At 41.2% G+C, this 22346-nt stretch carries 21 protein-coding genes; 10 read left to right on the top strand and 11 right to left on the bottom strand.

Going from position 1 to position 22346, the window contains the following annotated elements; genetic code table 11:
- Nucleotides 1-189 precede the first annotated feature (189 nt).
- Both thrC and PL11201_RS06075 read left to right on the top strand, forming a co-directional pair.
- Nucleotides 190-1494: a threonine synthase gene (gene thrC, locus PL11201_RS06080; RefSeq protein WP_079677691.1), complete on the top strand. Its 1305-nt coding sequence runs from the start codon at nucleotides 190-192 to the stop codon at nucleotides 1492-1494.
- 64 nt (nucleotides 1495-1558) lie between these two features.
- On the top strand, nucleotides 1559-1834 hold the full coding sequence (locus tag PL11201_RS06075) for a MoaD/ThiS family protein (protein ID WP_079677690.1): 276 nt from the start codon (nucleotides 1559-1561) through the stop codon (nucleotides 1832-1834).
- A 94-nt stretch (nucleotides 1835-1928) separates the two neighbouring features.
- Here the strand turns inward: PL11201_RS06075 and PL11201_RS06070 are convergent, their stop codons facing one another.
- From PL11201_RS06070 to PL11201_RS06060, 3 genes are all read right to left on the bottom strand, one after another.
- Entirely contained in the window at nucleotides 1929-2477 is a 549-nt protein-coding gene (locus PL11201_RS06070) for a hypothetical protein (protein ID WP_079677689.1), read from the bottom strand.
- A gap of 319 nt (nucleotides 2478-2796) precedes the next feature.
- On the bottom strand, nucleotides 2797-3546 hold the full coding sequence (gene rsmG, locus PL11201_RS06065; protein ID WP_079677688.1) for a 16S rRNA (guanine(527)-N(7))-methyltransferase RsmG: 750 nt from the start codon (nucleotides 3544-3546) through the stop codon (nucleotides 2797-2799).
- A gap of 13 nt (nucleotides 3547-3559) precedes the next feature.
- Entirely contained in the window at nucleotides 3560-4243 is a 684-nt protein-coding gene (locus PL11201_RS06060) for an ABC transporter ATP-binding protein (protein WP_079677687.1), read from the bottom strand.
- Between the two features lie 213 nt (nucleotides 4244-4456).
- On the opposite strand from PL11201_RS06060, the gene PL11201_RS06055 reads away from it, so the two are divergent.
- The 4 genes from PL11201_RS06055 to PL11201_RS06040 all read left to right on the top strand — a co-directional run bounded on the left by PL11201_RS06055 (nucleotide 4457) and on the right by PL11201_RS06040 (nucleotide 6800).
- Nucleotides 4457-5485, top strand: a complete 1029-nt coding sequence (locus PL11201_RS06055) for a Sll0314/Alr1548 family TPR repeat-containing protein (RefSeq protein WP_234996623.1) — start codon at nucleotides 4457-4459, stop codon at nucleotides 5483-5485.
- A gap of 9 nt (nucleotides 5486-5494) precedes the next feature.
- Entirely contained in the window at nucleotides 5495-5947 is a 453-nt protein-coding gene (locus PL11201_RS06050) for a DUF3531 family protein (RefSeq protein ID WP_079677685.1), read from the top strand.
- Nucleotides 5948-5996: 49 nt separating this feature from the next.
- Nucleotides 5997-6425, top strand: a complete 429-nt coding sequence (locus PL11201_RS06045; protein WP_079677684.1) for an NUDIX hydrolase — start codon at nucleotides 5997-5999, stop codon at nucleotides 6423-6425.
- A 111-nt stretch (nucleotides 6426-6536) separates the two neighbouring features.
- Nucleotides 6537-6800, top strand: a complete 264-nt coding sequence (locus tag PL11201_RS06040) for a hypothetical protein (RefSeq protein ID WP_144017677.1) — start codon at nucleotides 6537-6539, stop codon at nucleotides 6798-6800.
- 57 nt (nucleotides 6801-6857) lie between these two features.
- Here PL11201_RS06040 and PL11201_RS06035 read toward each other — a convergent pair whose 3' ends face one another.
- The 8 genes from PL11201_RS06035 to PL11201_RS06000 all read right to left on the bottom strand — a co-directional run bounded on the left by PL11201_RS06035 (nucleotide 6858) and on the right by PL11201_RS06000 (nucleotide 19039).
- A complete protein-coding gene (locus PL11201_RS06035) occupies nucleotides 6858-9275 on the bottom strand; it encodes a hybrid sensor histidine kinase/response regulator (protein ID WP_079677978.1) in 2418 nt (805 codons plus the stop codon).
- Between the two features lie 42 nt (nucleotides 9276-9317).
- Nucleotides 9318-10676 carry a methyl-accepting chemotaxis protein gene (locus PL11201_RS06030; RefSeq protein WP_234996622.1) on the bottom strand — a complete coding sequence of 453 codons (1359 nt, stop codon included), beginning with the start codon at nucleotides 10674-10676 and terminating at the stop codon, nucleotides 9318-9320.
- Nucleotides 10677-10744: 68 nt separating this feature from the next.
- A complete protein-coding gene (locus PL11201_RS06025) occupies nucleotides 10745-12190 on the bottom strand; it encodes a methyl-accepting chemotaxis protein (RefSeq protein WP_079677977.1) in 1446 nt (481 codons plus the stop codon).
- A gap of 62 nt (nucleotides 12191-12252) precedes the next feature.
- A complete protein-coding gene (locus PL11201_RS06020; protein ID WP_079677681.1) occupies nucleotides 12253-13335 on the bottom strand; it encodes a chemotaxis protein CheW in 1083 nt (360 codons plus the stop codon).
- A 60-nt stretch (nucleotides 13336-13395) separates the two neighbouring features.
- Entirely contained in the window at nucleotides 13396-14952 is a 1557-nt protein-coding gene (locus PL11201_RS06015; RefSeq protein WP_079677680.1) for a CheR family methyltransferase, read from the bottom strand.
- 187 nt (nucleotides 14953-15139) lie between these two features.
- Entirely contained in the window at nucleotides 15140-16879 is a 1740-nt protein-coding gene (locus PL11201_RS06010; RefSeq protein WP_079677679.1) for a R3H domain-containing nucleic acid-binding protein, read from the bottom strand.
- A gap of 119 nt (nucleotides 16880-16998) precedes the next feature.
- Nucleotides 16999-18264: a circadian clock protein LdpA gene (gene ldpA / locus PL11201_RS06005; protein WP_079677678.1), complete on the bottom strand. Its 1266-nt coding sequence runs from the start codon at nucleotides 18262-18264 to the stop codon at nucleotides 16999-17001.
- Nucleotides 18265-18562: 298 nt separating this feature from the next.
- Nucleotides 18563-19039 (bottom strand): NAD(P)H-quinone oxidoreductase subunit N, encoded by a 477-nt coding sequence (locus tag PL11201_RS06000; protein WP_079677677.1) that lies wholly within the window; start codon nucleotides 19037-19039, stop codon nucleotides 18563-18565.
- Nucleotides 19040-19655: 616 nt separating this feature from the next.
- Between PL11201_RS06000 and rplC the strand changes: the two genes are divergently transcribed.
- From rplC to rplB, 4 genes are all read left to right on the top strand, one after another.
- Nucleotides 19656-20345 carry a 50S ribosomal protein L3 gene (gene rplC / locus PL11201_RS05995; protein ID WP_079677676.1) on the top strand — a complete coding sequence of 230 codons (690 nt, stop codon included), beginning with the start codon at nucleotides 19656-19658 and terminating at the stop codon, nucleotides 20343-20345.
- Nucleotides 20346-20359: 14 nt separating this feature from the next.
- Complete coding sequence (rplD, locus tag PL11201_RS05990; RefSeq protein WP_079677675.1) at nucleotides 20360-20998, top strand: 50S ribosomal protein L4; 639 nt, start codon at nucleotides 20360-20362, stop codon at nucleotides 20996-20998.
- Nucleotides 20988-21293 carry a 50S ribosomal protein L23 gene (locus tag PL11201_RS05985; protein ID WP_026786903.1) on the top strand — a complete coding sequence of 102 codons (306 nt, stop codon included), beginning with the start codon at nucleotides 20988-20990 and terminating at the stop codon, nucleotides 21291-21293. Before rplD ends, PL11201_RS05985 begins: the two co-directional genes overlap by 11 nt.
- Nucleotides 21294-21414: 121 nt before the next feature.
- On the top strand, nucleotides 21415-22278 hold the full coding sequence (rplB, locus tag PL11201_RS05980) for a 50S ribosomal protein L2 (RefSeq protein WP_079677674.1): 864 nt from the start codon (nucleotides 21415-21417) through the stop codon (nucleotides 22276-22278).
- Nucleotides 22279-22346: the final 68 nt, after the last annotated feature.

The raw sequence follows: 22346 nt of genomic DNA, 5'->3' as shown, positions 1-22346 counted from the left end.
TTGTAAATCACCGGATTCTCACCAAATCGATCAAGGGATTCAGGAGGCGGAGCGGTGAGTCCTAAACCTAGCACCGTTGCATCTCATTTAATCCCGACAAAAAAGGTCGGGTATTGTTGACGACATTTTCTGGGTTGTGATACCTTAATTTCAACACCGCAGTATCAGATTCACAGTGGAGAACAGGTCATGACTCAGGCAACAACCAACAACTTAACACTCACTGGCGCTACCTTTGACAAATTAAAATGTAAAGAGTGTGGCGAAGAATACGCCCCCGAAGCCAAGCACGTTTGTGAAGTCTGTTTTGGCCCCTTAGAAGTTCAGTACAACTATGACCTGCTCCGCCAAACCGTGACTCGCGCTACGATTGAAGCTGGCCCCAACTCGATTTGGCGTTATCGGAAGTTTCTGCCTGTCGCTACTGAGAATGTGATTGATGTCGGTACTGGGATGACTCCCCTGATTAAGTCCGAACGATTGGCCCGTCGTCTGGGTTTAAAGAATCTGTATATTAAAAACGATGCTGTGAATATGCCCACCCTCAGCTTCAAAGATCGGGTGGTGTCGGTTGCCTTGAGTCGCGCTAGAGAATTAGGATTTTCCACGGTTTCCTGTGCCAGTACCGGAAATTTGGCCAACTCCACGGCCGCCATTGCCGCCCGAGCGGGTCTGGACTGTTGTGTGTTCATTCCAGCAGATTTAGAAGCGGGTAAAATCCTGGGAACTTTAATCTACAACCCGATTTTAATGGCTGTTAAGGGCAATTACGATCAGGTCAACCGCCTCTGTTCAGAAGTTGCGAATACCCACGGCTGGGGATTTGTGAATATTAACCTGCGTCCCTACTATTCTGAAGGTTCCAAAACCCTAGGTTATGAAGTCATCGAACAACTGGGCTGGAAATTACCTGACCATATTGTGGCCCCCATTGCTTCGGGTTCCCTGTTTACCAAAATTCATAAAGGCTTCCAAGAATTTGTCAAAGTGGGTTTAGTTGATGACAAACCCGTGCGTTTCAGTGGTGCTCAAGCGGAAGGTTGTTCTCCCGTTGCTACGGCGTTTAAAGAAGGACGGGATTTTATTACTCCGGTTAAACCGAATACTATTGCTAAATCCATTGCTATTGGCAACCCCGCCGATGGAGTTTATGCTGTTGAATTAGCGAATAAAACTAACGGAAATATTGAATCGGTTAATGATGAAGAAGTGATTCAAGGAATGAAATTATTGGCTGAAACCGAAGGTATTTTTACAGAAACCGCCGGGGGAACAACTATTGCGGTTTTGAAAAAATTGGTGGAAGCGGGTAAAATTGATCCTGAAGAAACCACCGTTGTTTATATTACGGGGAATGGCTTAAAAACTCAAGAAGCCATTCAAGGTTATGTCGGTGAACCCCTAACCATCGAACCAAAATTAGAAAGTTTTGAACGAGCAATTGAACGCGCTCGCACTTTAGACCGTCTGGAATGGCAACAAGTGTTAGTATAGGTTTAAAATCGTCTAAAACGTTTCTACTCAACCCAAACCATTAATTTATCGTCCTGTTGAACCTATGACCGTTAAAGTTTTAATTCCCACACCCCTGCAAAAGTTTACTAATAATCAAGCAACAATTGAATGTACAGGTTCTAGCGTTTCTGAATTAATTGATTCCTTAGAAGTTAGTTGTCCAGGGATTAAAAAAAGTCTCTGTGATGATAGCGGAGAGCCACGGAGATTCTTGAATTTCTATGTGAATAGTGAAGATATTCGCTTCTTAGAAGGAACAAAAACCGAACTGAAGTCTGGGGATGAAGTTAGTATTGTTCCGGCGGTTGCTGGTGGTTGATTCAGTTGAAATATTAATAGAAATTTTCCGAAGACATGGTATTAAACCATGTCTTTATTTTTTATATTATAATTAAAATTAGAGATTTCTATATTCATGCCGATTGATACTCCTCAAAATCATTAAAGCGAGACTTGATAAATAGACCTTCAGAAAACTGTTGAACATAATTGTGAAAAGAATCTGAACTTAACACATCTGTCATCTGCATTGCCCATTGATTTAAACCCACAACTAAATTAATGATTTCATATTTTTCAGTCTCATCCATGAGTTTATGGTGATAGTTTGAATGGGAAATCGTTTCTGAATTTCCCAAAACGGTTTGGCAAAAATAGATCATTTTATCCAAATAAAAACGAATCCGATTTAAAGCCCAACTATCAAAATTAGCTTGATTCATTCTGGTGACCATCCGATGACAACTGGTTTCCAAACATTGAGCCGCATCTTGTATCAGAGCGATATATTTCGAGGGAGACTGAGACGATTTTTTCTGTTGGCTCAGAGAAACTTGAAGCAAATAAGATGAGGATGCAATAATAGAAACAGGAGTTCTTAAATAATGATGAATTTCGGTGATCATCTCCTGAACAGTGGTAAAGTCTTGCTCTAAATTTAAGACTAGATTTAGCGGTGGCATTGGCTCACTCCTCCTGATTTACTCAATCTAATCATCGGGGATTGACCCCAAAAACCCAGTGAAGTTAATCTCCTAACTTCGATGAGCTTGATCACAAGCTTCTGTGATGTTGGTACATCTGAAATAATAGTTTAAAATTGAGCTAATGTTGTGACACAAATCACAGAAGGGGGAATAGGCTTTTTCAGTTATCCTCGGCAATCGGTGATGGATAATGGGTAATGGGTAATAGGTAATAGGAGTTCAATATTTTATATCTTCCTAATTGCTTAATTTTATATCTTCCCAATTGCCTATTCCCAATTGCCTATTCCCTCGATTACAATGGTTTTTGACCGGGAATACCAATAGCCCGAGGATATTGTTTAGCTGTGGGTCTGACTTTTTTTAAATATAAACAATGGCGAATACTTTGGGTTAAAGGGGTGGTAAACCCATCCACAGATTCTAGCACTCCCCCTAACTGTTTAACCGCCGAGATTAACTGTTGTTCTTCTTCCGGTGTCCAATGACCGCGATAGAGAATTGCCGTCCCTCCCACCTTTAATAAAGGCAGTGCATATTCAGCACTAACTGAGGGAGGAGCAACGGCTCTTAATAGGGCAAAATCGTAGGATTCTCGATGTTTTGGATGTTGACCAAGAGCTTCCGCCCGACCCACCCAAGGAATGGTATTATTGATCTTTAATTCTTCTAAAATGGTGGTTAATGCCGTAATTTTTTTCCGAGTTGAGTCTAAAAGGGTGACGGAAGATTCCGGGAAAATTACAGCCAAAGGGATGCCAGGAAAACCCCCACCTGTGCCAATATCAATAAATTTTGTCCCCGGGGATAGGGAATTTTTTTCTGATAATAAAAAAGAAATTCCTCGGAGGGAATCCCATAAATGTTTTTCCCAAAATTCTTGGGGTTCAGTCAGGCGAGTTAGGTTAAGCTGTTGATTAAACTGAATAATTAACTCAAATAATTGTTGGAATAAAATCTGTTGTTGGGGAGTGGGTTGCCAATTTAAGGTTTCTTGCCAAACGGCAGTCATATCAGGTAATTGGGGAGAGGAAATTTCATTCATAATTGACTCAAAATTAAACGGGAGGAGAAGCGGCAATTTTTTGTTTTTCTGCGATTGCCATGGCATTGACATCTAAGGGGGTTAAATGACCATGTTTTAATGACCAACATCGGTCAGCCAAACCTAATAATTCTCGGGCATCATGGGTAACGACTAATAACGTCCAATGTTTTTTTAATTTACCTAATAAACTAATCAATTGTTGTCGCATTGACCAGTCTAACCCGGCGGTGGGTTCATCTAACATCAGAATATGGGGTTGACGAATTAATTGTACTGCCAAAGCTAGACGTCGTTGCTGTCCCCCACTAAGAGAATGGGGCGCAATCTGTAAAGATAAATGGCTTAGTCCCACTTCCTCTAAGGCTTTATCAACCTGTTCTGCATCGATTTCGGGATGACCCAGGCGCAATTCCTCTAAAATTGTTCCGCCACAAAAATGTCGTTCTGGAAATTGAAACACTAAACCCACCAGTTGTTGTAGGTGTTCTGGGGTTAATTCTTGCTCCCTCCAGCGAATATTTCCCTGGGTTTTTGTGGCCAAACCCGATAAAATCTCTAGTAGTGTGCTTTTCCCCGATCCACTAGGCCCAATAACCAGTCCCATTTGCTGCGGTGCCAATTCTAAGTTAACTTGGGTTAAAATCGAGTTGTCACTAGCGGCGGGATGATAAACTAAGTTTTTGATATAAAGCATCGGAAAAATATAGCAGGGAACAGGCAACGGGCAACAGGGGATAAGACGTCAATAAATGATAGTCCAACCCAGAAGCGAGGCAAAGGCAATGGTCAAATCACTAATTACCTTAGATTATAACATATTTATCAGTCATCAGTTGATTGATTAACAGTTAACTTTTTGTGTTTTTCCAATTCAATCACTCCTTAGCTGTTTACTCATTGATTAAAAATGATGATTTATTCTTATTTTAAAAACCCAAAACTATTTCTGAAAAAATTTATCCTAGGAATTAATACAGGTTTAATTGTATTTAGTTTAGGGATAAATCTTGTTTTTGCTGCTGATCCCTTCCGTAAAAATGATCCTCGTCCGATTGGAAATCAAACGGAATCTGCTTTTAAATCCATGTTTGCCCAGGGGAATTATAAACAAGCCAAGGAATATTTGGAACAAGCGCAATCTCAAGAACCGAATGAACCTTTAGTTTATGCTCTTTTGGCTTCTTTAGCTTACCAAGATCAGGATTTTACGGCTTTAAAAACCTATGGTGATAAAACCCTAGAAACTGCCAAGTTATTGAGTACAAAAGATCCTTTACGCGGGAATCTCTATGTGGCGGTCGGTTTATTTTTACAGGGAGGCCATACTTTAGTCACTGAAGGTACACTCAAAGGTGCTCCTAAAGCACTCAACAAATTACAAGAGGTGTTAAAGTTTTTAGATGTCGCTCAAAAAATTGATTCTCAAGATCCCGAACTCAATTTAATTCAAGGTTATATGGATTTATTATTGTCCTTAAATCTTCCCTTTTCTGACTCTAACAAAGCAATTAATAAATTAGAAAAACAGGCGGAACCTCGTTATTTAGTCTATCGAGGAATTGCCATTGGCTACAAAAATTTAGGTCAACCGGATCAAGCCTTAGCTTATACAGACAAAGCCCTATCAGAAGCTCCTAACCATCCAGAAGTATTATATTTAAAGGCGCAAATCTTAGCTGACCAGGGGAAAAAATTAAAAACAGAAAATCAAACCACAACCCCGGCCCAGCTAAAAGAAGCTCAAAAATATTTTACTCAATCTTTGGGTCAATCCGATCGACTTCCTAAACGATTAGTGGCTCAAATATTTTATGAACAATGCAAAAATTTAAACCGAATTGATAATCAAAGCCGTCCCTGTGATCCCTTGCGAGATACAATTAAAAATGCCAATGGTCTTTGGGGGCCAACTGCCAATCAATTACCACCATTATAGCTTTTAATTATGGAAGTTTTGTTTAGAGAATGTAATCCTTTTGATATTTGGATTTGGCTACAATTTCAAACCGTCCCTTCCCGCAGTGAACGGGATTATATTGAGGAAGTATTTGATTCCTGGTTTTTATTAGGAAAAATGGGAGGATTTAACGCCGAAAATCTACAGGTTCAGGACACGGGAATTGACCTAAATTATATGACCTATGATGATGCCATTGTGGATAATAGTATGATGGCACTGATGCACAATATGGGGGAAATAGAATATCAAGGTATCTGGGCGCGTTGTTGGTTTGATTTGGGAACCAGTGATGCTTTTGCCCTTGATGTTTTAATTAACACCTTTCGTCAACTCAGCCAAGAATATGTCACCATTGAAAAAATTATTATTGGCGGTGAAAATGAAGATTGGCCAATTGAAAAAGACATTTATCAATCTAGTGTAGGCGATTATAATTAATCCTAGGGGCGCGCTCAGTCGCGTCTCGATATTTTCCTGCTTTTATCTTATGTCTAAATCCAGTAAAATTCGAGTTTTAGCATTAGGATTAATTCAAAATAGCGATCGCATTTTTGTTTCCCAAGGCTATGATACCAGTAAACAACAAACTTTCTATCGAGCTTTAGGAGGAGGAATTGATTTTGGAGAATCAAGTCTGGATGCCTTAAAGCGAGAATTTCAAGAAGAAATTCAAGCAGAATTAACCAATATTGATTATTTAGGCTGTTTGGAAAATATTTTTGTTTACGAGAATAACATCCAACATGAATTAATTCAACTATATAGATGTGATTTTGTCGATCTGAAATTATATGAACTAGAAGAACTGAAATTTATGGAAAAGAAACGCAAGAAAAAAGCGTTATGGGTTCCCATAGAACAGTTTAAATCAGGAGAATTAATTCTATTTCCTGAACAGTTTTTACAATATTTTTAGGAAAAATTAGCGCAAATTGACAAAATAATCAAACGATAGTAAACTTATATCAAAATCTAGGATCAGGGAAAGTGTTAATCTAAATAGGACGATAATCAAATATTTATGGTTATGACAGAAGATGCAGATTTTGAACTAAAAAACCGCGAAAAAGATCAGGAAATCAAGCGAAAGCAGAAGCGGATATCTTTTTGGGTAAAAGATATTACTGTATTTATAGTTGCTCTGGTTATAATTTTATTAATTGATTTTTACTCCTTTACCATTCTACAAAAAGGTACCACTTCTGAAGGTGAAATCAGATTTGCGATCGCGGCTCTTTCTTCTACTGTGATCGGACTTCTTAGCTACATGGTTGGTAGGGCTAGTAAGTAGGAACAGGGGATGACAGCCTGGGTGAACTAAGCTGCTACGCAGCTTATGAACTAAATGTCAAACTAATCTTTTTAGGGTCTCGATCAAAACTTCTTGATTGAAAGATGCCTTAGTAATATAAGCATTTGCCCCCGCTTCTGCACCTTTGCGCTTATCTTCATCGGAAGCTAGGGAAGTGACCAAAATAATCGGTAGTTCTCTATATTCATGATGCTGTCGAATTTTTTTGGCTAAACTTAACCCATCTAAATTAGGCATCTGAATATCAGAAACCACCGCATCAAAAGCACGAGTGCTCAGTTTATTAAACCCATCTAATCCATCCACCGCCGTCACCACTTCATAGCCAGCGGCTTCTAAAATTCGTTTTTCTTGGGTGCGAGTGGCGATCGAATCTTCGACTAATAAAATAACCGGTTTAACAGCAGAATGATTCTGAATAATTAGAGGAGATCGGACGATGGGGGAACTGATCACACCCGCTTGTTTGCGAATGGATTTAATTAAATCTTGAGGACTTAAAATAATACAGACTTCTCCCGTTCCTAAAATCGTGGCTCCCGCCACATTTCTGACCCGTTTTAATAGTTGGCTTTGAGGTTTTAAAACCACATCCTGCTCATCAATTAAAGCATCAACAAATAATCCTAATTTTTCTTCTCCCACTTTTAAAATAATGCAGGGTGAAGCAATATCCATCGTTGAAGAACTGGGATTTTTGTCAATAAAAGATGGGAAAATAGAAAAACGAGATTTGGATTCTTTAGAAACCGTAGGTTCCGCTTCAATCTGAGGGGGAATCCCACGAATTTCTAATAAATCAGCTAGTTGAGCTACGGAAATTGGTTGGTCTTCAAAAATAATCGTTTCTCGGCCTTCAATCGCAAAAATTTCATCAGCTAGAACCAGTCGCGTCATTTGGACAAATTCGACAGGAATGGCATAGGAAATTCCCTGAACCGATACAATTAAAACATGAGCCGTTGCTAAGGTAGTTCCCAATTGAATCCGAAATAAACAACCCTTTCCTGGGGAAGATTCAACTTGAATAATGCCTTTTAAATGTTCCACATTAGTTCGCACCACATCCATTCCTACTCCCCGTCCCGATACTTCGGTGACCACCGTTCGGGTGGTAAAACCTGGGGCAAAAATTAAACTATGGATTTGTTGTGGAGTCATTCCCAATAATTCTTCCTGTTGGCAAATTCCCCGTTTTAAAGCAGTTTGTTTGATTTTTTCAATATCTAATCCCCGACCATCATCACAAACTTCTAAGACAACGTGGGTCGCGGTTTGGTACCCCCGTAACTCGATTTTAGCGATCGCCGTTTTCCCTGAAGTTTGCCGTTCTTCTGGAGTTTCAATCCCATGATCAATCGCATTTCTTAAAATGTGCATCAACGGATCTTTCATTTCTTCTAAAATCCGTTTATCCGCACGGGTTTCTCCACCAGAAATCACTAATTCAATTTCTTTTCCTTGTTGCCGCGCTAAATCGCGTACCATGCGAGGAAACAAATTAAAAATAGTTGCTAGGGGTAATAAACGTAAGGTTCTGACCCCATCTTCAAGTTCATCACTAATAATATCTAAACGGGCAATATCTTCAGAAAAGGTATTTCTCAGTTGATTAATTAAAGATCCTAACTGTTCTAAACGTTCCGTACTACGATGATAATAATTCTGGAGTTGCCCGATTGTTCCCTTTTCGGAAATATGACGATTGAGGTTATTTTCTAGGTCATGAACTACAAACCGATTCACAAACGCATCTCGACTCCATTCTTCCCATAAACTCACCAGGTCTTCAATTTCATTTAACCGGTGGGCAATCCGAATTTTTGTTACTGTTAATTCTCCCGTTTGAGTCATTAACCCATCTAAATTACGCGTCGGGACTCGAATGGTTTCAATTTTATAAGCAGAGTCGCGACTGGCCGTCACCGGAGGCGTAGGATTCATCGCTTCAGCCACGGTCGCTACAGGAATTGGGGTTTCATCGGGAGCGGGGGGAGCGGGGGGAGCAGGGGTGGCAGGGGGAGCAGGTTCGGGGGTTAGCGTCGGTATGGCTGAAATTGCATCCGTCGGTGTTTCGGGTTTAGCCCCCATCAAATAGGCTAAACTGTGAAAGGCATTAATCCCACAGGGTTCTCCGGTCACCGCCGCATCAACTAATTGACGGATCGCATCAATTCCATAGGAAATTCGATCCACTAAATCTACTGTGAGAGTCGTTTCTTGACGTTTTAACCCCCCTAATAGGTGTTCGATTTGATGGGATAAAGTGGCAACATCTTTGACCCCTAACATCCCCGCATCCCCTTTCAGGCTATGGGCTTCTCGCAATAATTCTTCTAGTTTAGCTGCATCATTGGGATTTTTTTCCAGATATAATAATCCTTCATCTAAATTCTGTAAATGTTCTTCACTAGCGGTTTTAAAAACTTCCCGCAGCTCATCGTCTTCAATCATCATAAGTGTTTGATCCTGTCAGTGTAATTCAATTTTGACTGATTAAACCAGAGTTTGCAGATTTTTGGCAGTTTCATTTAACTTTTGAACTCCCTGTTTGGTTTGGTTGATGCTGGTTGCCATTTCTGTTGAAACAAAATTTAAGTTACTCATGGCATCAACCACTTGTTCAACCGCAATCGATTGCTGTCTGGTATTCAGGGAAATTTGTTGTAAATTAATCGCAACATCATTAATCGCATGAACAATATCTTCAACGGATTTCGAGCCTTCCTCTGTCACCCTCACGGTTGAATTAGTCGCTATTTGAATATCGGTAACAATTGAACTAATTTTTTCGGCTGATTTGCGACTTTGATCGGCTAGTTTACGAATTTCAGATGCTATAACCCCAAATCCTTTACCATTTTCTCCGGCTCTAACAGCTTCTACAGAAGCATTTAAAGCCAACATATTAGTTTGACTTGCCAAATCCGTGACCGCATTGGTAATACTATAAATTTTTCCTAAATGTTCACTTAAACGCATAATTTGCTGTTGTAATTGTTCCATTTTTATTTTCAAACTGAAGTTATTACCCGTTTGAAAAGATGATTTTTGCTCACCACCCGCTAGGAGTAAAACTTGATTAGCTCCGGCGGAGGCCGTTGACGCTTGTTCGGCAGATTGGCGACTTGATGCCCCTAATTCATCCATACTAGCTGTGGTTTCATTCACTGAACTTGCCTGTTGAACAGTAACTCGTTCTTGAGATTCCATAATACTGACTAATTCTTGAGAGGCTTGCAAAATTTGAGAGGCTTCTTGATTAATCCGTTTGAAGATGAGGGTAATGAGTCCAATTCCCAAGAAAACCGAACAAAATACCGTTGCTCCGGTTCCGATCCAAACTGCATTCATCAGGTGATCTAAAGAATCATTTTGCCGTTGATGGTATACCTCTACTTGTTGAGTTTCTAAAGCGATAAATTTTTGAGTTTTCTCCAAAACCGTTGTTGATAGTTCCGTACCTTTTCCTTGCTTCCAAATCTCTAAGGCTTGGTCAACTTGATTATCATTAATTAATTTAAATAATGAGGAATAGTATTGTTCTAATTCATCTACCGATGCAGTTAAACTATCTAAATCTTGAATCACTTCAGGATTGGGAATGAGTCTTTTAACATCTACCAATGCTTTTTGATAAAGAGATTCAGCAGTTTTATACAACTTATGGGATTGAGGATTTTTAACTAAAATATATCCACGGGCGGCAATCGTTAAGTCTTTTGTGGCTAAAGCCAAGTTATTAATCGCTTGCATGGCATCACCAGATGTTTGGACTTCTAGGGTGGTTTTACGAACTTTTTCAACATTGGAGGATACAACTCCAGCTACTAATATAGAGAGCAAAATTGGCATTAAATAACCGGCAATAATCCAGTACCTTAAACCCTTGAATTTTAACATATTCCGGTGCTATTGCTATATTAAACAATTGAGTTCAAATTTAACGCGACTTCATTCAATTTTTGCATTCCAATTTTAGCTTGGTTTAATCCATTAGCGGTTTCACCCACGCCCTGACTTAAAGCATTCATCGCGTCTAAAACCTGTCCAATGGCGATCGCTTGTTGCTTAACATTAAGGGAAATTTGCTGATTATTCAATACTACATTATTCACCGCTTCCGCAACCCCAGCAAAAGCATCTGCGGTTTCCCGGGTAAGTTCTGCATTAGATAAAACAGTTTTTGTCCCTTCCTCCGTTGCCATGACCGTTGAATTAATGGAAGTTAAAATATCAGCAACAAGGATATTAATTTTTAAGGCAGATTTTTTGCTTTCATCTGCTAGTTTTCGGATTTCAGTGGCAACAACCGCAAATCCTTTCCCATGTTCTCCGGCTCTAACCGCCTCTACAGCAGCATTCAGGGCTAACATATTGGTTTGATTTGCTAAATCACTCACCAATTCAGAAATATTCCCAATTTGATTAGTTTGTTCACTTAAACGGATAATTTGTTGGGCAATCGCTTCAACTTTTTGTTGCAGATTTTCCATCCCTTCTAAGGTACTATTAACTGCTTGTTTTCCTCCTTCTGTTAATCCTAAAACCTGTCTAGCTCCATAGGTCGCAGACTCCGCTTGTTCCGCCGTTGATTGAGAGGAAGAACTCAATTCATCCATCGTTGTTGTAGTTTCATGAACAGAACTTGCTTGTTGATTGGCGGTTCGTTCTTGTTCCGCGAGGGTAGCAGCAATTTCGGTGGAAGAAGTGGCGATAACTTGTGTGGCTTGATGAATAGTTCCACCAATATTAACCGAAATTAATAGGGCAATAACAATCACCGTAACCAAAATTAGCAAGGCTCCAAACACGAGCATTGTCAATAATCCTTCCAATGATTCTTTTGTTTTCGTTCTTTCCTGATTTAAAAGACTAGCTTCTGTTGTCGAAAATTCATCGCTAATTCGATCAAAATTGAGTACATATTGAGTTCCACCCCGAGCTTTTTCAATGGCTTCAGACAATTTTCCTTGATTGGCTAGGATAAAAGCTTGTTGTGCCATTTGATCATATTCATTCACTAAGTTATCAAGTTTTTGTAACCGTTGTTTTTGCTCTGGACGATAAACTAAGGATTCTAATGTTTTAGCCGCTTCTCGATAAAGGACTAAACCGGAATTATATTCCGCTACAAAATCTTGATTTTTTAGTGCTAAATATCCCCTTAAGCTGCGAACCATCCCCTGAGCACCACGTTCTATAACGTTGACTTTTAAAATTACCTCTTGAACCCTTTCCGCCTCTTTGAAAGTATTAGATACTTGACTAATATTGGTATAAACGAATGTGGTTAATCCCATAAATAAAAACACTGGGATACTATACCCTAACAACAACTTTTCTCTTAATTTCAAATTGTTAAACATATAATTTTTTTTTGATGGTTGATGGTTGACTATAAAATTCATCAAATCTATCTTATCCGGGATTAAACCTCTTGATCAACAAATAATTCTCCTTGAGTCATAATTTTTGCCACATTCAGAATGCTGATCATTTTGTCTTGATAAAAAGCTGTCCCTTGTAGGTATTCATCCTGTTTGAGATGAACTGCCGTGGGAATGGTTTTAATCTCGGATTCTTTTAAGTATATGACATCAAAAATTCCCTCTACTATAATTCCAGCCACAATATCATTAATTTTAACAATCATAGCCTTGGATAATACCTGAGAGGTTTGTAAAGGCAAATTCACGAGACCCCGAATATTCACTAAGGTTAATATTTCCCCGCGTAAATTCATATTTCCCACAATATGGGGGGGAGTACAAGGAATCGGTGTAATATGATGAATATCTGTAAACTCTCGGATAATCTCTAGGTTAACCCCAAAATATTCTCCATTTAAACTGATCACTGCTAAAGGAACTAACCCAGCAAAATCTTGGTCGTCAATAGGATGCCTTAAATTTTTAGCCCGCTCTTGAAAAATCTGACGTTCTTCTGGGGTCGCATCGGTCGAAAAAATATAGTTTTGTAGTTTTCTAAAATTATTTTTTCTTGAGGATTCTCCATGGATAGGAGATTGGTTTCCTTCGGGATTGATTTTCTCTAAATTAAAATCTGGGAGAGAGTGACTAATATATTGAATCAGGGTTTCTGGATTTAAAACCATGACCAAATGCTCATCGACTTGAGCCACTCCTTGAAGATAATAAGAGGGGTGAATCTGATCAAATTCCTGTTGAAAATTATAGGCTAATTCAGTTTTAATTTCATCGTTAGCAATCATCTTGACTTCAGAAACTTGGGTGACAATAATCCCTAATCTAATATTATTAAATTTTAAAATGATCACGCTATCAGATAAAGCATAATTCGGTTCAGGATAACCTAATCGAATGGTTAAATCAATCACGGGAAGTAACTCTCCACGCAAATTAATTAAACCCACTAAATCAGCAGGAGCGGCGGGAATTGGAGTTAATTCCGGTAGGAAAAAAATTTCTTCAACCACGGAAGCCATGATCGCATAACACATTGACTTCAGTGCAAAAATTAAATAAGCCATAATCAGTGATTAGTAAATAGTTATCAGATTAGTACATAGTTATCAGTAAATAGCCAACAGTCAACGGTCAATAGCCAAATGTTTATTTTCTAAAAAAACAATTAAATCTTGAGCTGTAACTCCGTCTAAATGTTCAATCCCCATGGTCGGAGGTAAGGATTTGAGGAGAGCTAAAGCGTTACTATACATTTTAGCTGCTCGGGTATGATCTGCTTCCCGTTCATAAATTGATGCGAGTTCCAGATAGGCTGGAATTGAGGAGGGAAGCAGATAAATAATTCGTTTGGACAATAACTTTGCTCCGACTAAATCCTCCTGTTCCTGAGCTATATGTAAGAGTAAATAATAGGGTAATATAGATAAAGAATCTATTTCAATAGCTTTTTTGCAGTAGGATATGGCTTGTTCATATTGTCCTAAATTCGCCCAGGATTGTGCTAATAAATAATAGGCATCAAATTTAGTTTTGGATTTTAGGTGATGATTTTTTTCTTGTTCTCCAATTGTGAAGTTCCGATTTTTTAAAGCGTATTCAGGAGTTTGAATAAATTGTTCAGCCTTTTGAATAGCAGCCGGATACTGTTTGTTTTTGAAATATATTTTTGCTTCTTCTAAGCTTTTTTGGGGTAAATTGAAAATTTCAGATGGATGATTCTCGCCCTGGCTGGTTTTGGGGTATGGCTCCTGATATTTCCGAGAAGAATATAATAGATTATTCCAGCGATTATCCACATCAATAATTAATCTGGGGGGAATAGTCAAGGGTTCTTTAAATAAATCAATAGGTCGTTGATAAATCATGGATTCAGGATAAATTTTGGCTTGAAATTTTTCAATATTTTCTGTGCCTTGTAATTCAGCGTGTCCTGTAATTAAATAACCTCCTGGTTTTAAAACATTAAAAAACTTAGAAATTACTTGATTAATATATTCTTTTTCAAAATAAACAAAAACATTCCGACAAATAATTAAATCCACATCTTGAATCGGGGTATAATTAGGATAACAATAGGAATCTTTAACTAAATTCAAATTAAAAAATTGAACAGAACTTTGAGTCAACGAATTAATTTTCCAATTTTCTCCTTGTCGCATAAAATATCGATTTTTGAGTGCTGAGTCCACCAGGCGAAAAGACCAAGCTGTATATAAGCCTTGACTGGCTTTTGTTAAGGCCTGTTCATTCACATCAGTCCCTAGAATCTGAAGATTCCAACTTCCCCAGTCTGGAATCAACTGTTGAAGCAAAATAGACAGGGTGTAGGGTTCTTCTCCTGTCGAACAACCGGCACTCCACAGGGTTAAACTTTTTGTGTCTTGCCGCAATTTAATTAACTCTGGTAAAACGACAGTTCGCAAGAGATTAACTTGACCTTGATCTCTAAAAAAATAACTTTCAATTGTTGTAATTAAAGGAATTAATTGTTTCCACTCCTCTCGACTCTGGGGGCTATCGTTACTTAATAACTTTAAGTAAACTTGAGGGTTTGGTAATTTTAAAAATTTAACTCTGATCTTGATTTTTTCAGCCAGTATACCGTAGTCCTGCAAACGAATAAATAACCCGGTTTGACTTGTAATAAGATTAATAAAAAGTTTGATTAATTCAGGTTCCATACAATAATCAGTTAAGAGTTATTAGTCATCAGTTAACAGTCATCAGTAATCAGTCATCAGTTATCATTTTAAGAGTTATCATTTTAAGAGTTATTAGTTAATTAACTGTTAACTGATGACTAATAACTTTTAACTGTTAACTGATGACTAATAACTCTTAACTGATAACTGATGACTGATTACTGACTTAGGCTGGATAAATTCTTAAACGACGGTTGGGTTCCTCCCCAAAACTATTAGATTTCAACCGATAATGTTCCACCAATTCATGCTGCATTTTTCTGACTTGGGGAGACCGAGGCAGTAATTCTACCGGTTGTCCTTTGGGAATCACAATTTGTTCCACCGCCAAACGGGCTTCTTCTAAGGCTTCAATTTCATCGGAAGAACCACTCGCCGCAAACAAATTCAAATCCGCAATTTCTGGGGTACTGGGATCTTCCATTTGTAACAGACGTCGCAGGGCTCGGGCAATTTGATGGTTGTTCGGTGATTTTATCGTATGAATCGGAACTTGGCGAGTTTTAGCAACATGGCGGATTTTGGATTGATTTCTAATATGCGATCGCAACGCCAACACCACATCCGCACTATCAATATCCTTAGTCAAAATCACCGGTAAAGACAACATTTGGATGACTTGTTCAATTTGATGACGAGGAACCCCATAGGGATAAATATTTAACGGTGAACCCTCCCCTAATTTATTAATGAAGGTGAATTCTTCATCAGGATGTAAAGGAATCACCCCAGAAAAAGACTGTTCCAGGAGTTGTTCAAAATATTGAGATTCCGATGCCGGGTTTTCTACAGGCAAAGGCATCATTTTCCCTGAACCTCGCAACCCTCGAACACCAGGCATTGTAGCCACAGGTTCCCGGGATTTCATCGTTGAGCGTCCGGGGCTGGGAATGGGGTTGACGGGAGTATATCGTTCTTCAAAAATTTCGACTTCACCCTGATCATTCATAGTTCTGACCTGCAAGATCGGCTGCATTCCGCGTAACAGATGATCAATCGTAGTCGCCACGGATTCATGCACCACCCACCGTTGCTGTTCCAACATTTCCACCGCTACATCAAAGGTCGGAGGGGCTTTGCGTTCCAAGACCGTCTTTTGGGAACCCCGACGTCGAGCCTCCTCATCCCCTAGGGTCACCGCTTGAATTCCTCCAATCAAATCGGCAAGGGTGGGGTTTTTCATTAAATTCTCAATCCGGTTTCCGTGGGCCGTACCAATCAACTGTACCCCACGTTCGGCGATGGTTCGCGCCGCTAAAGCCTCTAGTTCTGTCCCAATTTCATCAATCACGATCACCTCCGGCATATGGTTCTCCACCGCCTCAATCATGACTTGATGTTGCAGTTCAGGACGAGCCACCTGCATCCGACGCGCCCGCCCAATAGCTGGATGGGGAATATCTCCATCTCCAGCAATTTCGTTAGAGGTATCAATAATAACTACTCGTTTTTCCAGTTCATCTGCTAACACACGAGTAATTTCTCGCAATGCTGTGGTTTTTCCCACCCCTGGACGACCGAGCAAGAGAATAGATTGACCCGTTTCCACCAAATCTCGGATCATGCCAATCTTGCCAAAGACGGCTCGACCCACCCGACAGGTTAAACCAATCACCTTTCCCGTCCGGTTGCGAATCGCACTAATTCGATGTAAGGTTTGCTCAATCCCTGCCCGGTTATCCCCGCTAAATTCCCCAATCTGCACAATACAATGTTCCAGATCGTCCAAGGAGACAGGTATAGCCGAGAGATATTCTGCTTTGGACGGAAAACGAGCCTCTGGAAGACGTCCCAAATCCATCACGATCTCAATCAGACTGTCGCGTTGTGGATGCCGTTGCAAATTCTGCCGAATCTCATCAGGAACAATGGAGAGTAATTTGTTCAGGTCGTCTGTAATTTGCATACTCTTATCAGTTATCAGTAAACAGTTATCAGTTATCAGTGATGAATCAGTCATATTTTGGTGGTTATATATGAGTCTTTTTATCAGCAAAACTTGTGATCGTATTCACTGATAACTGATTACTGATCACTGATAACTGATTTAATTTGGGAGACAAGGGTTGAGGCTTTACCAACCGCTTGCCACAGCAACTCAGGGTGAGCTTCCAGTACAGACACAGAATGTTGCATCTCTACTGGGGGAAATGGCTTGTCCTGACTTAAAGGCTGAAGTCTTTGGGTTTGGGTGTCCTGCCGATGAAAAGTACCCCTTTGAGGTTCGGTCGTGGATCGGGATTCTAACTGTTCTAAAAGGGGTGACAACAGGACACGGGCATAGCTACCATAGGCAACACCCGCCACCTGATGACCAGAATTAACTGACCGTAACTGTTTTCCACCGATGGTCTGAGTTTGTTGATCAGGATTTGGAAAAACGGAGTTAAGCACAGGATCATCGATAACTGTTGACGGTAAAAGCCCAAGGGATTTGAGCTTGGCTACAGTATAATCGTTTGTGCCACCCGCAAGCTGTACATATCCAGGTAAATTCGCCGCCAAAATTTTTTGGCACAACTTCACACTCGCCCAGGTTGTCCCCGCCCCAATATCGCCACTCATCGGTCGGCCATCGGTTTGCCAGATTAAGGGACAATTCAGGGGTAGGATCATTTCAGATAAGGTTTTCAGATAGTTCACGACCCCCTCCCCATCCGGGCAGCTAATTGCTACCAGTTTGAGTTTTTCTAAATAGGGTTGGATACTATTCCAGAGTCGTTGAAAATCTTTTTCCCGTCCCACTTGAGTATGAATTTCTAAGGCATCTATCCCGGTTTGTAATACCAGGGGTGCAATTTCATCTGGGCGAAAAACATAAGACCGAGCATCAATCAAATCCACTGGACAGATGGAAATACAGCGTCCGCAGCCATAACACAGTTCATCGATGACACCGGATTTTAGGGGGGAAAATGCGATCGCTCCCGTAGGACAAACCGTTTCACAAGGTCGCCAACAACTTTCAGGACAAGCGGTAGCCTCAAACTGTGCCTTCCGAAAATGCGGGTCTTCACCATCATTCAAGCTGACCATTAACCATGGGCGATAGCGATAGCCAAATCCCAGGTTTTGAGCCTGTACACCCAAAAATTCAGCCCGGTTTAAAGCCTCCTGAGCTACTGTAATCACCGCCGGGTCAGCCGCCACATCGATACAGTCGGCCCCAGCTAAGGTGTAGGCTAAGGTTAAATTTCGGATGGCAGGCAAATGTTGATAACTGGCCCCGCAAATGAGTTTGAACCAGTTACCCCGTTGTAAAGCTGTTAAAGGGGAATTATAAGTGTTCACACTTTCTATGGTGACACAAGAATAGGCGTTTTAGCATCTTCGCGCCGAAGCCTCACGTCTGACCCGATAGGGCAGTGTGAGATGAATTGCGGTTAGGGACTACTGGGTTGAGGATGATTTTGGTTTTCAATATATTTCCTTAAAGATTTTGCCATTGTTCATGATGGAGAAAAATTTAATAAATATTTTAATCCTAAATATATTTATTGATTAATCACGGTGTTTTTGTTAGAAAAATAAGTTGGGTGTTCACCCAACTTATTTAGCTTAAAATCAACCCCAAAATTAATCACAGTGTTCAAGCCGCAACATTTACATCCTTGAGCGGCGTCCACTGCACCGCCCGCGCTCCACCCATTTCTACCACCAACTTGACCCGGGGTTCTTGTTGGGGTAACTGAGTCAGAAACGTAATCTCTTGACTCGACAAAATATGACCTTCAATCATCCACAGGACTAAACCTTTCGATTTAGGTGGCAGTTGCTCTAACTGGGTATTTAAAATCGGGGGGATATAATAAACATCCCCAACAGCCGCTTCATTCCCACTACTTTTTTTCCCTAAATGGGCAGGACGAACCCCATGCACCCCGGTTAAATAAGCCGCTAAATCTCCTAAACCCCTGGCGGTTAGGCTATAGGTCGTATATCCATGGGCGCGTAACCGACGACGATACCGTCCTTCAAACCCACCTTCGAGGGGAACATACATTCCTAAAGCCTTGTATGTTTCTAAATCTCTAATCAGCTTGCTTCCTGTTGTAATCAATGCCATAACTTAGTGATTAACCTCTTAACTGCATCTTGCTGAATCTTCGCTTGAGATATTTTGACACAATTGCGATCAGAATCCGTATTGGTTATTGACAGTTTGTTAAAATTACCCTACAATTAAAAATTGTCGCTAATCGGTCAAATACTGTGAGCTTCTAAAATACTAAATTTCAGAGGCTGTGAGGACATAACGTTAACGGTGTTCACCCCAAAGAAGTTAGTGATTAGGAGTAGAGCAGTTAAGCCGAATCCGTAAGGAAACAGCAACCGACTGAGTCTTAAATTCTAAACGAATTCGGCGCGAGCCAAGGAATCTGCAAGGGGTTTGAGATATATCAGCAAAGGATACTGAGTAGCTTGCTGCTCAAGTCCGGGCGACATAAGTGCAGTATTGAGGGCAATCCTCAATTTGCCAACAGCTTAGAACTTGTTAATAGCCTGAAACTGTTCTAAACTCTCCAGGGTTTATCCCCCTTAAACGGTGGGATAGGGTTTTGGTGTGTTTAAACATCTACAAGCCATTTTAGCAAATGTCTTGTTCATCTGTTACAAGCGGATTCTTCCTTAAAGTCGATCCGAATTTTATTGTAATACTTAGAAAAGAGAGGCTAGTTTAAGTGTCTGTAGGTATCCTCGGCACAAAGGTTGGCATGACCCAAATCTTTGAAGTGGAAAGCGGGAAAGCAATTCCTGTCACCGTCATTCAAGCCGGGCCTTGCATTGTGACCCAGATTAAGACCAAACAAACCGACGGCTACACAGCTATCCAACTGGGATACGGTGAAGTTCCTGATAACAAACGCAAGCTTAATACAAAAAAAACTCCCGACAAAGAGGTCAATAAGTATCTCAGCAATGCGGAACAAGGACATTTAGCCAAATCCGGCGGCACCTGTGTACGTCACCTGAAAGAATACCGGGTGAGCGAACCCGAATCTTTTGAATTAGGCCAACAACTCAAAGCTGATATTTTCACCCCGGGACAACTGGTGGATGTCAGTGGAACCAGTATGGGTCGTGGCTTCTCCGGTTATCAAAAACGGCATAACTTCAAACGGGGCCCCATGGCCCACGGTTCTAAAAACCATCGTCAACCCGGTTCGATCGGCCCAGGAACCACTCCTGGCCGTGTTTATCCTGGAAAACGCATGGCCGGACAGTATGGAGCCAGCCAAGTGACCACACGCAAATTAATCGTTGTGCGTATCGATCCTGAACGTAACCTCCTGTTAGTCAAAGGAGCGGTTCCTGGCAAGCCCGGTGGTTTGTTGAGCATCGCCCCCGCTAATATCGTCGGTGGTAAGTAGTCAAGGAGATAACTATGGTTGATTGTGTAGTCCGAAATTGGCAGGGTGAAAGCGTTGGAGAAGCGACCCTTGATCTGAAAGTCGCATCTCCCGAAAATGCCAGTCATATTGTTCATAGAGCCGTAGTCCGGCAACTAGCCAATGCTCGTCAAGGCACAGCCTGCACCAAAACCCGGGCGGAAGTTCGGGGGGGCGGTCGTAAACCCTGGCGTCAAAAAGGCACGGGTCGTGCTAGAGCCGGTTCTATTCGTTCTCCCCTATGGCGAGGGGGCGGGGTGATCTTTGGGCCCAAACCCAGAGACTATTCCCAGAAGATGAATCGCAAAGAAAGACAGTTAGCCCTACGCACCGCCTTTCAAAGCCGGGCTGAGGATCTGATTGTGGTGGAAGACTTTGCGGATCAGTTTTCTCGGCCGAAAACCAAAGACCTAGTATCGGCGATGACCCGTTGGGGCATTGAACCCGACTCAAAAGTCCTCTTGGTACTGTCAGAGAAACAACCGAATATTTATCTGTCCGGTCGTAACATTCCCAGATTGAGAATGTGCTTGTCCGATAGCTTAAACGTTTATGACGTCCTAGCTGCTGACAGAATTGTAACAACCGCTGCTGCCCTAGCCAAAATTCAGGAGGTTTACGGAGATGCAACATGATCCCGGCGATCTGATTGATTTGGTGAAGCGTCCGATTGTGACCGAAAAAGCCACGAGGTTAATGGAAATCAATCAGTTCACCTTTGATGTTGATCGGCACGCAACTAAGCCGATGATCAAACAAGCCATTGAACTGTTATTCCCCGTGAAAGTCAAAGCCGTTAATACCCATATTCCGCCTCGTAAACGTCGTCGGGTCGGTAAATTTGTGGGCTTTAAAACAGGTTACAAACGGGCAATTATTACCCTAGAGGATGGGGAGCCTCTGCGGAAAGTATTGTTCCCTGGGGTGTAGAGTCAGTTGTTGGTCATCAGTAAACAGTAAATATTGTAAGAATTAAACATTAAATCTTGCATTTTTTCTTGACTGATAACTGATAACTGATTACTGATTACTGATTAGTAAGGATTAGATAATGGGAATTCGTTCATACCGACCCTATACTCCCGGTACTCGCCAACATACTGTTTCTGATTTTGCAGAAATTACCCGTTCTGAACCGGAACGTTCTTTAACCACTTCCAAACACCGGGATAAGGGAAGAAACAACCGGGGCGTGATTACCTGCCGTCATCGGGGTGGCGGACACAAAAAGCTGTATCGAATCGTTGATTTTCGTCGCGATAAGCACGAAATCCTCGCTAAAGTCGCGGAGATTGAGTACGATCCCAACCGCAATGCTCGAATTGCCCTGGTGTATTACACCGATGGGGAAAAGCGTTACATCCTGCATCCGTTAGGACTCAAAGTCGGAACCATGATTGTTTCTGGCCCAGAAGCTCCGATCGAAGTCGGGAATGCCCTGCCCTTATCGAAAATTCCGTTAGGGACGGACGTGCATAACGTGGAATTGATTCCAGGTAAAGGGGGACAAATCGTTCGAGCCGCAGGTACTACAGCCCAAGTCCTGGCGAAAGAAGGGGACTATGTGACCCTGAAATTACCTTCAGGCGAACAACGCAAAATCCCAGCTAAATCCTACGCCACCATTGGACAGGTGGGAAATATTGATGCTCGGAACATCAGTATCGGGAAAGCCGGTCGTAAGCGCTGGAAAGGTCGTCGTCCTGAAGTTCGCGGTAGTGTCATGAACCCGGTGGATCACCCCCATGGTGGTGGTGAAGGACGCGCTCCTATCGGTCGTTCTGGCCCCGTTACTCCTTGGGGTAAACCCGCCCTAGGCGCGAAGACTCGGAACAAGAAAAAACGCAGTACCGCTTTGATTGTTCGTCGTCGTCGGAAGTCCTCGAAACGGGGTAAAGGTGGACGGCAAACTTAATCGGGTTGGCCGTTGACGGTTCATTCGGTCAACAGTCAACACTGCAACACCTTGACACCTTAACGGTT

The organism is Planktothrix sp. PCC 11201 (assembly GCF_900009135.1).
In the GTDB taxonomy this organism is placed as follows: Bacteria; Cyanobacteriota; Cyanobacteriia; order Cyanobacteriales; family Microcoleaceae; genus Planktothrix.
The sequence above is the reverse complement of the archived record's forward strand: the minus strand, read 5'-3'. Positions and strand labels throughout refer to the sequence as shown.

Coding starts and splice junctions, on each gene's coding strand:
- PL11201_RS06010 (WP_079677679.1), bottom strand. CDS start 16,879: ATGCAAATTACAGACGACCTGAACAAATTACTCTCCATTGTTCCTGAT.
- PL11201_RS06030 (WP_234996622.1), bottom strand. CDS start 10,676: ATGCCAATTTTGCTCTCTATATTAGTAGCTGGAGTTGTATCCTCCAAT.
- rplB (WP_079677674.1), top strand. CDS start 21,415: ATGGGAATTCGTTCATACCGACCCTATACTCCCGGTACTCGCCAACAT.
- PL11201_RS06070 (WP_079677689.1), bottom strand. CDS start 2,477: ATGCCACCGCTAAATCTAGTCTTAAATTTAGAGCAAGACTTTACCACT.
- PL11201_RS06035 (WP_079677978.1), bottom strand. CDS start 9,275: ATGATTGAAGACGATGAGCTGCGGGAAGTTTTTAAAACCGCTAGTGAA.
- rplD (WP_079677675.1), top strand. CDS start 20,360: ATGGTTGATTGTGTAGTCCGAAATTGGCAGGGTGAAAGCGTTGGAGAA.
- PL11201_RS06015 (WP_079677680.1), bottom strand. CDS start 14,952: ATGGAACCTGAATTAATCAAACTTTTTATTAATCTTATTACAAGTCAA.
- PL11201_RS06045 (WP_079677684.1), top strand. CDS start 5,997: ATGTCTAAATCCAGTAAAATTCGAGTTTTAGCATTAGGATTAATTCAA.
- PL11201_RS06040 (WP_144017677.1), top strand. CDS start 6,537: ATGACAGAAGATGCAGATTTTGAACTAAAAAACCGCGAAAAAGATCAG.
- PL11201_RS06000 (WP_079677677.1), bottom strand. CDS start 19,039: ATGGCATTGATTACAACAGGAAGCAAGCTGATTAGAGATTTAGAAACA.
- PL11201_RS06055 (WP_234996623.1), top strand. CDS start 4,457: ATGATGATTTATTCTTATTTTAAAAACCCAAAACTATTTCTGAAAAAA.
- PL11201_RS06075 (WP_079677690.1), top strand. CDS start 1,559: ATGACCGTTAAAGTTTTAATTCCCACACCCCTGCAAAAGTTTACTAAT.
- thrC (WP_079677691.1), top strand. CDS start 190: ATGACTCAGGCAACAACCAACAACTTAACACTCACTGGCGCTACCTTT.
- PL11201_RS06025 (WP_079677977.1), bottom strand. CDS start 12,190: ATGTTTAACAATTTGAAATTAAGAGAAAAGTTGTTGTTAGGGTATAGT.
- rsmG (WP_079677688.1), bottom strand. CDS start 3,546: ATGAATGAAATTTCCTCTCCCCAATTACCTGATATGACTGCCGTTTGG.
- PL11201_RS05985 (WP_026786903.1), top strand. CDS start 20,988: ATGCAACATGATCCCGGCGATCTGATTGATTTGGTGAAGCGTCCGATT.
- PL11201_RS06050 (WP_079677685.1), top strand. CDS start 5,495: ATGGAAGTTTTGTTTAGAGAATGTAATCCTTTTGATATTTGGATTTGG.
- PL11201_RS06020 (WP_079677681.1), bottom strand. CDS start 13,335: ATGGCTTATTTAATTTTTGCACTGAAGTCAATGTGTTATGCGATCATG.
- PL11201_RS06060 (WP_079677687.1), bottom strand. CDS start 4,243: ATGCTTTATATCAAAAACTTAGTTTATCATCCCGCCGCTAGTGACAAC.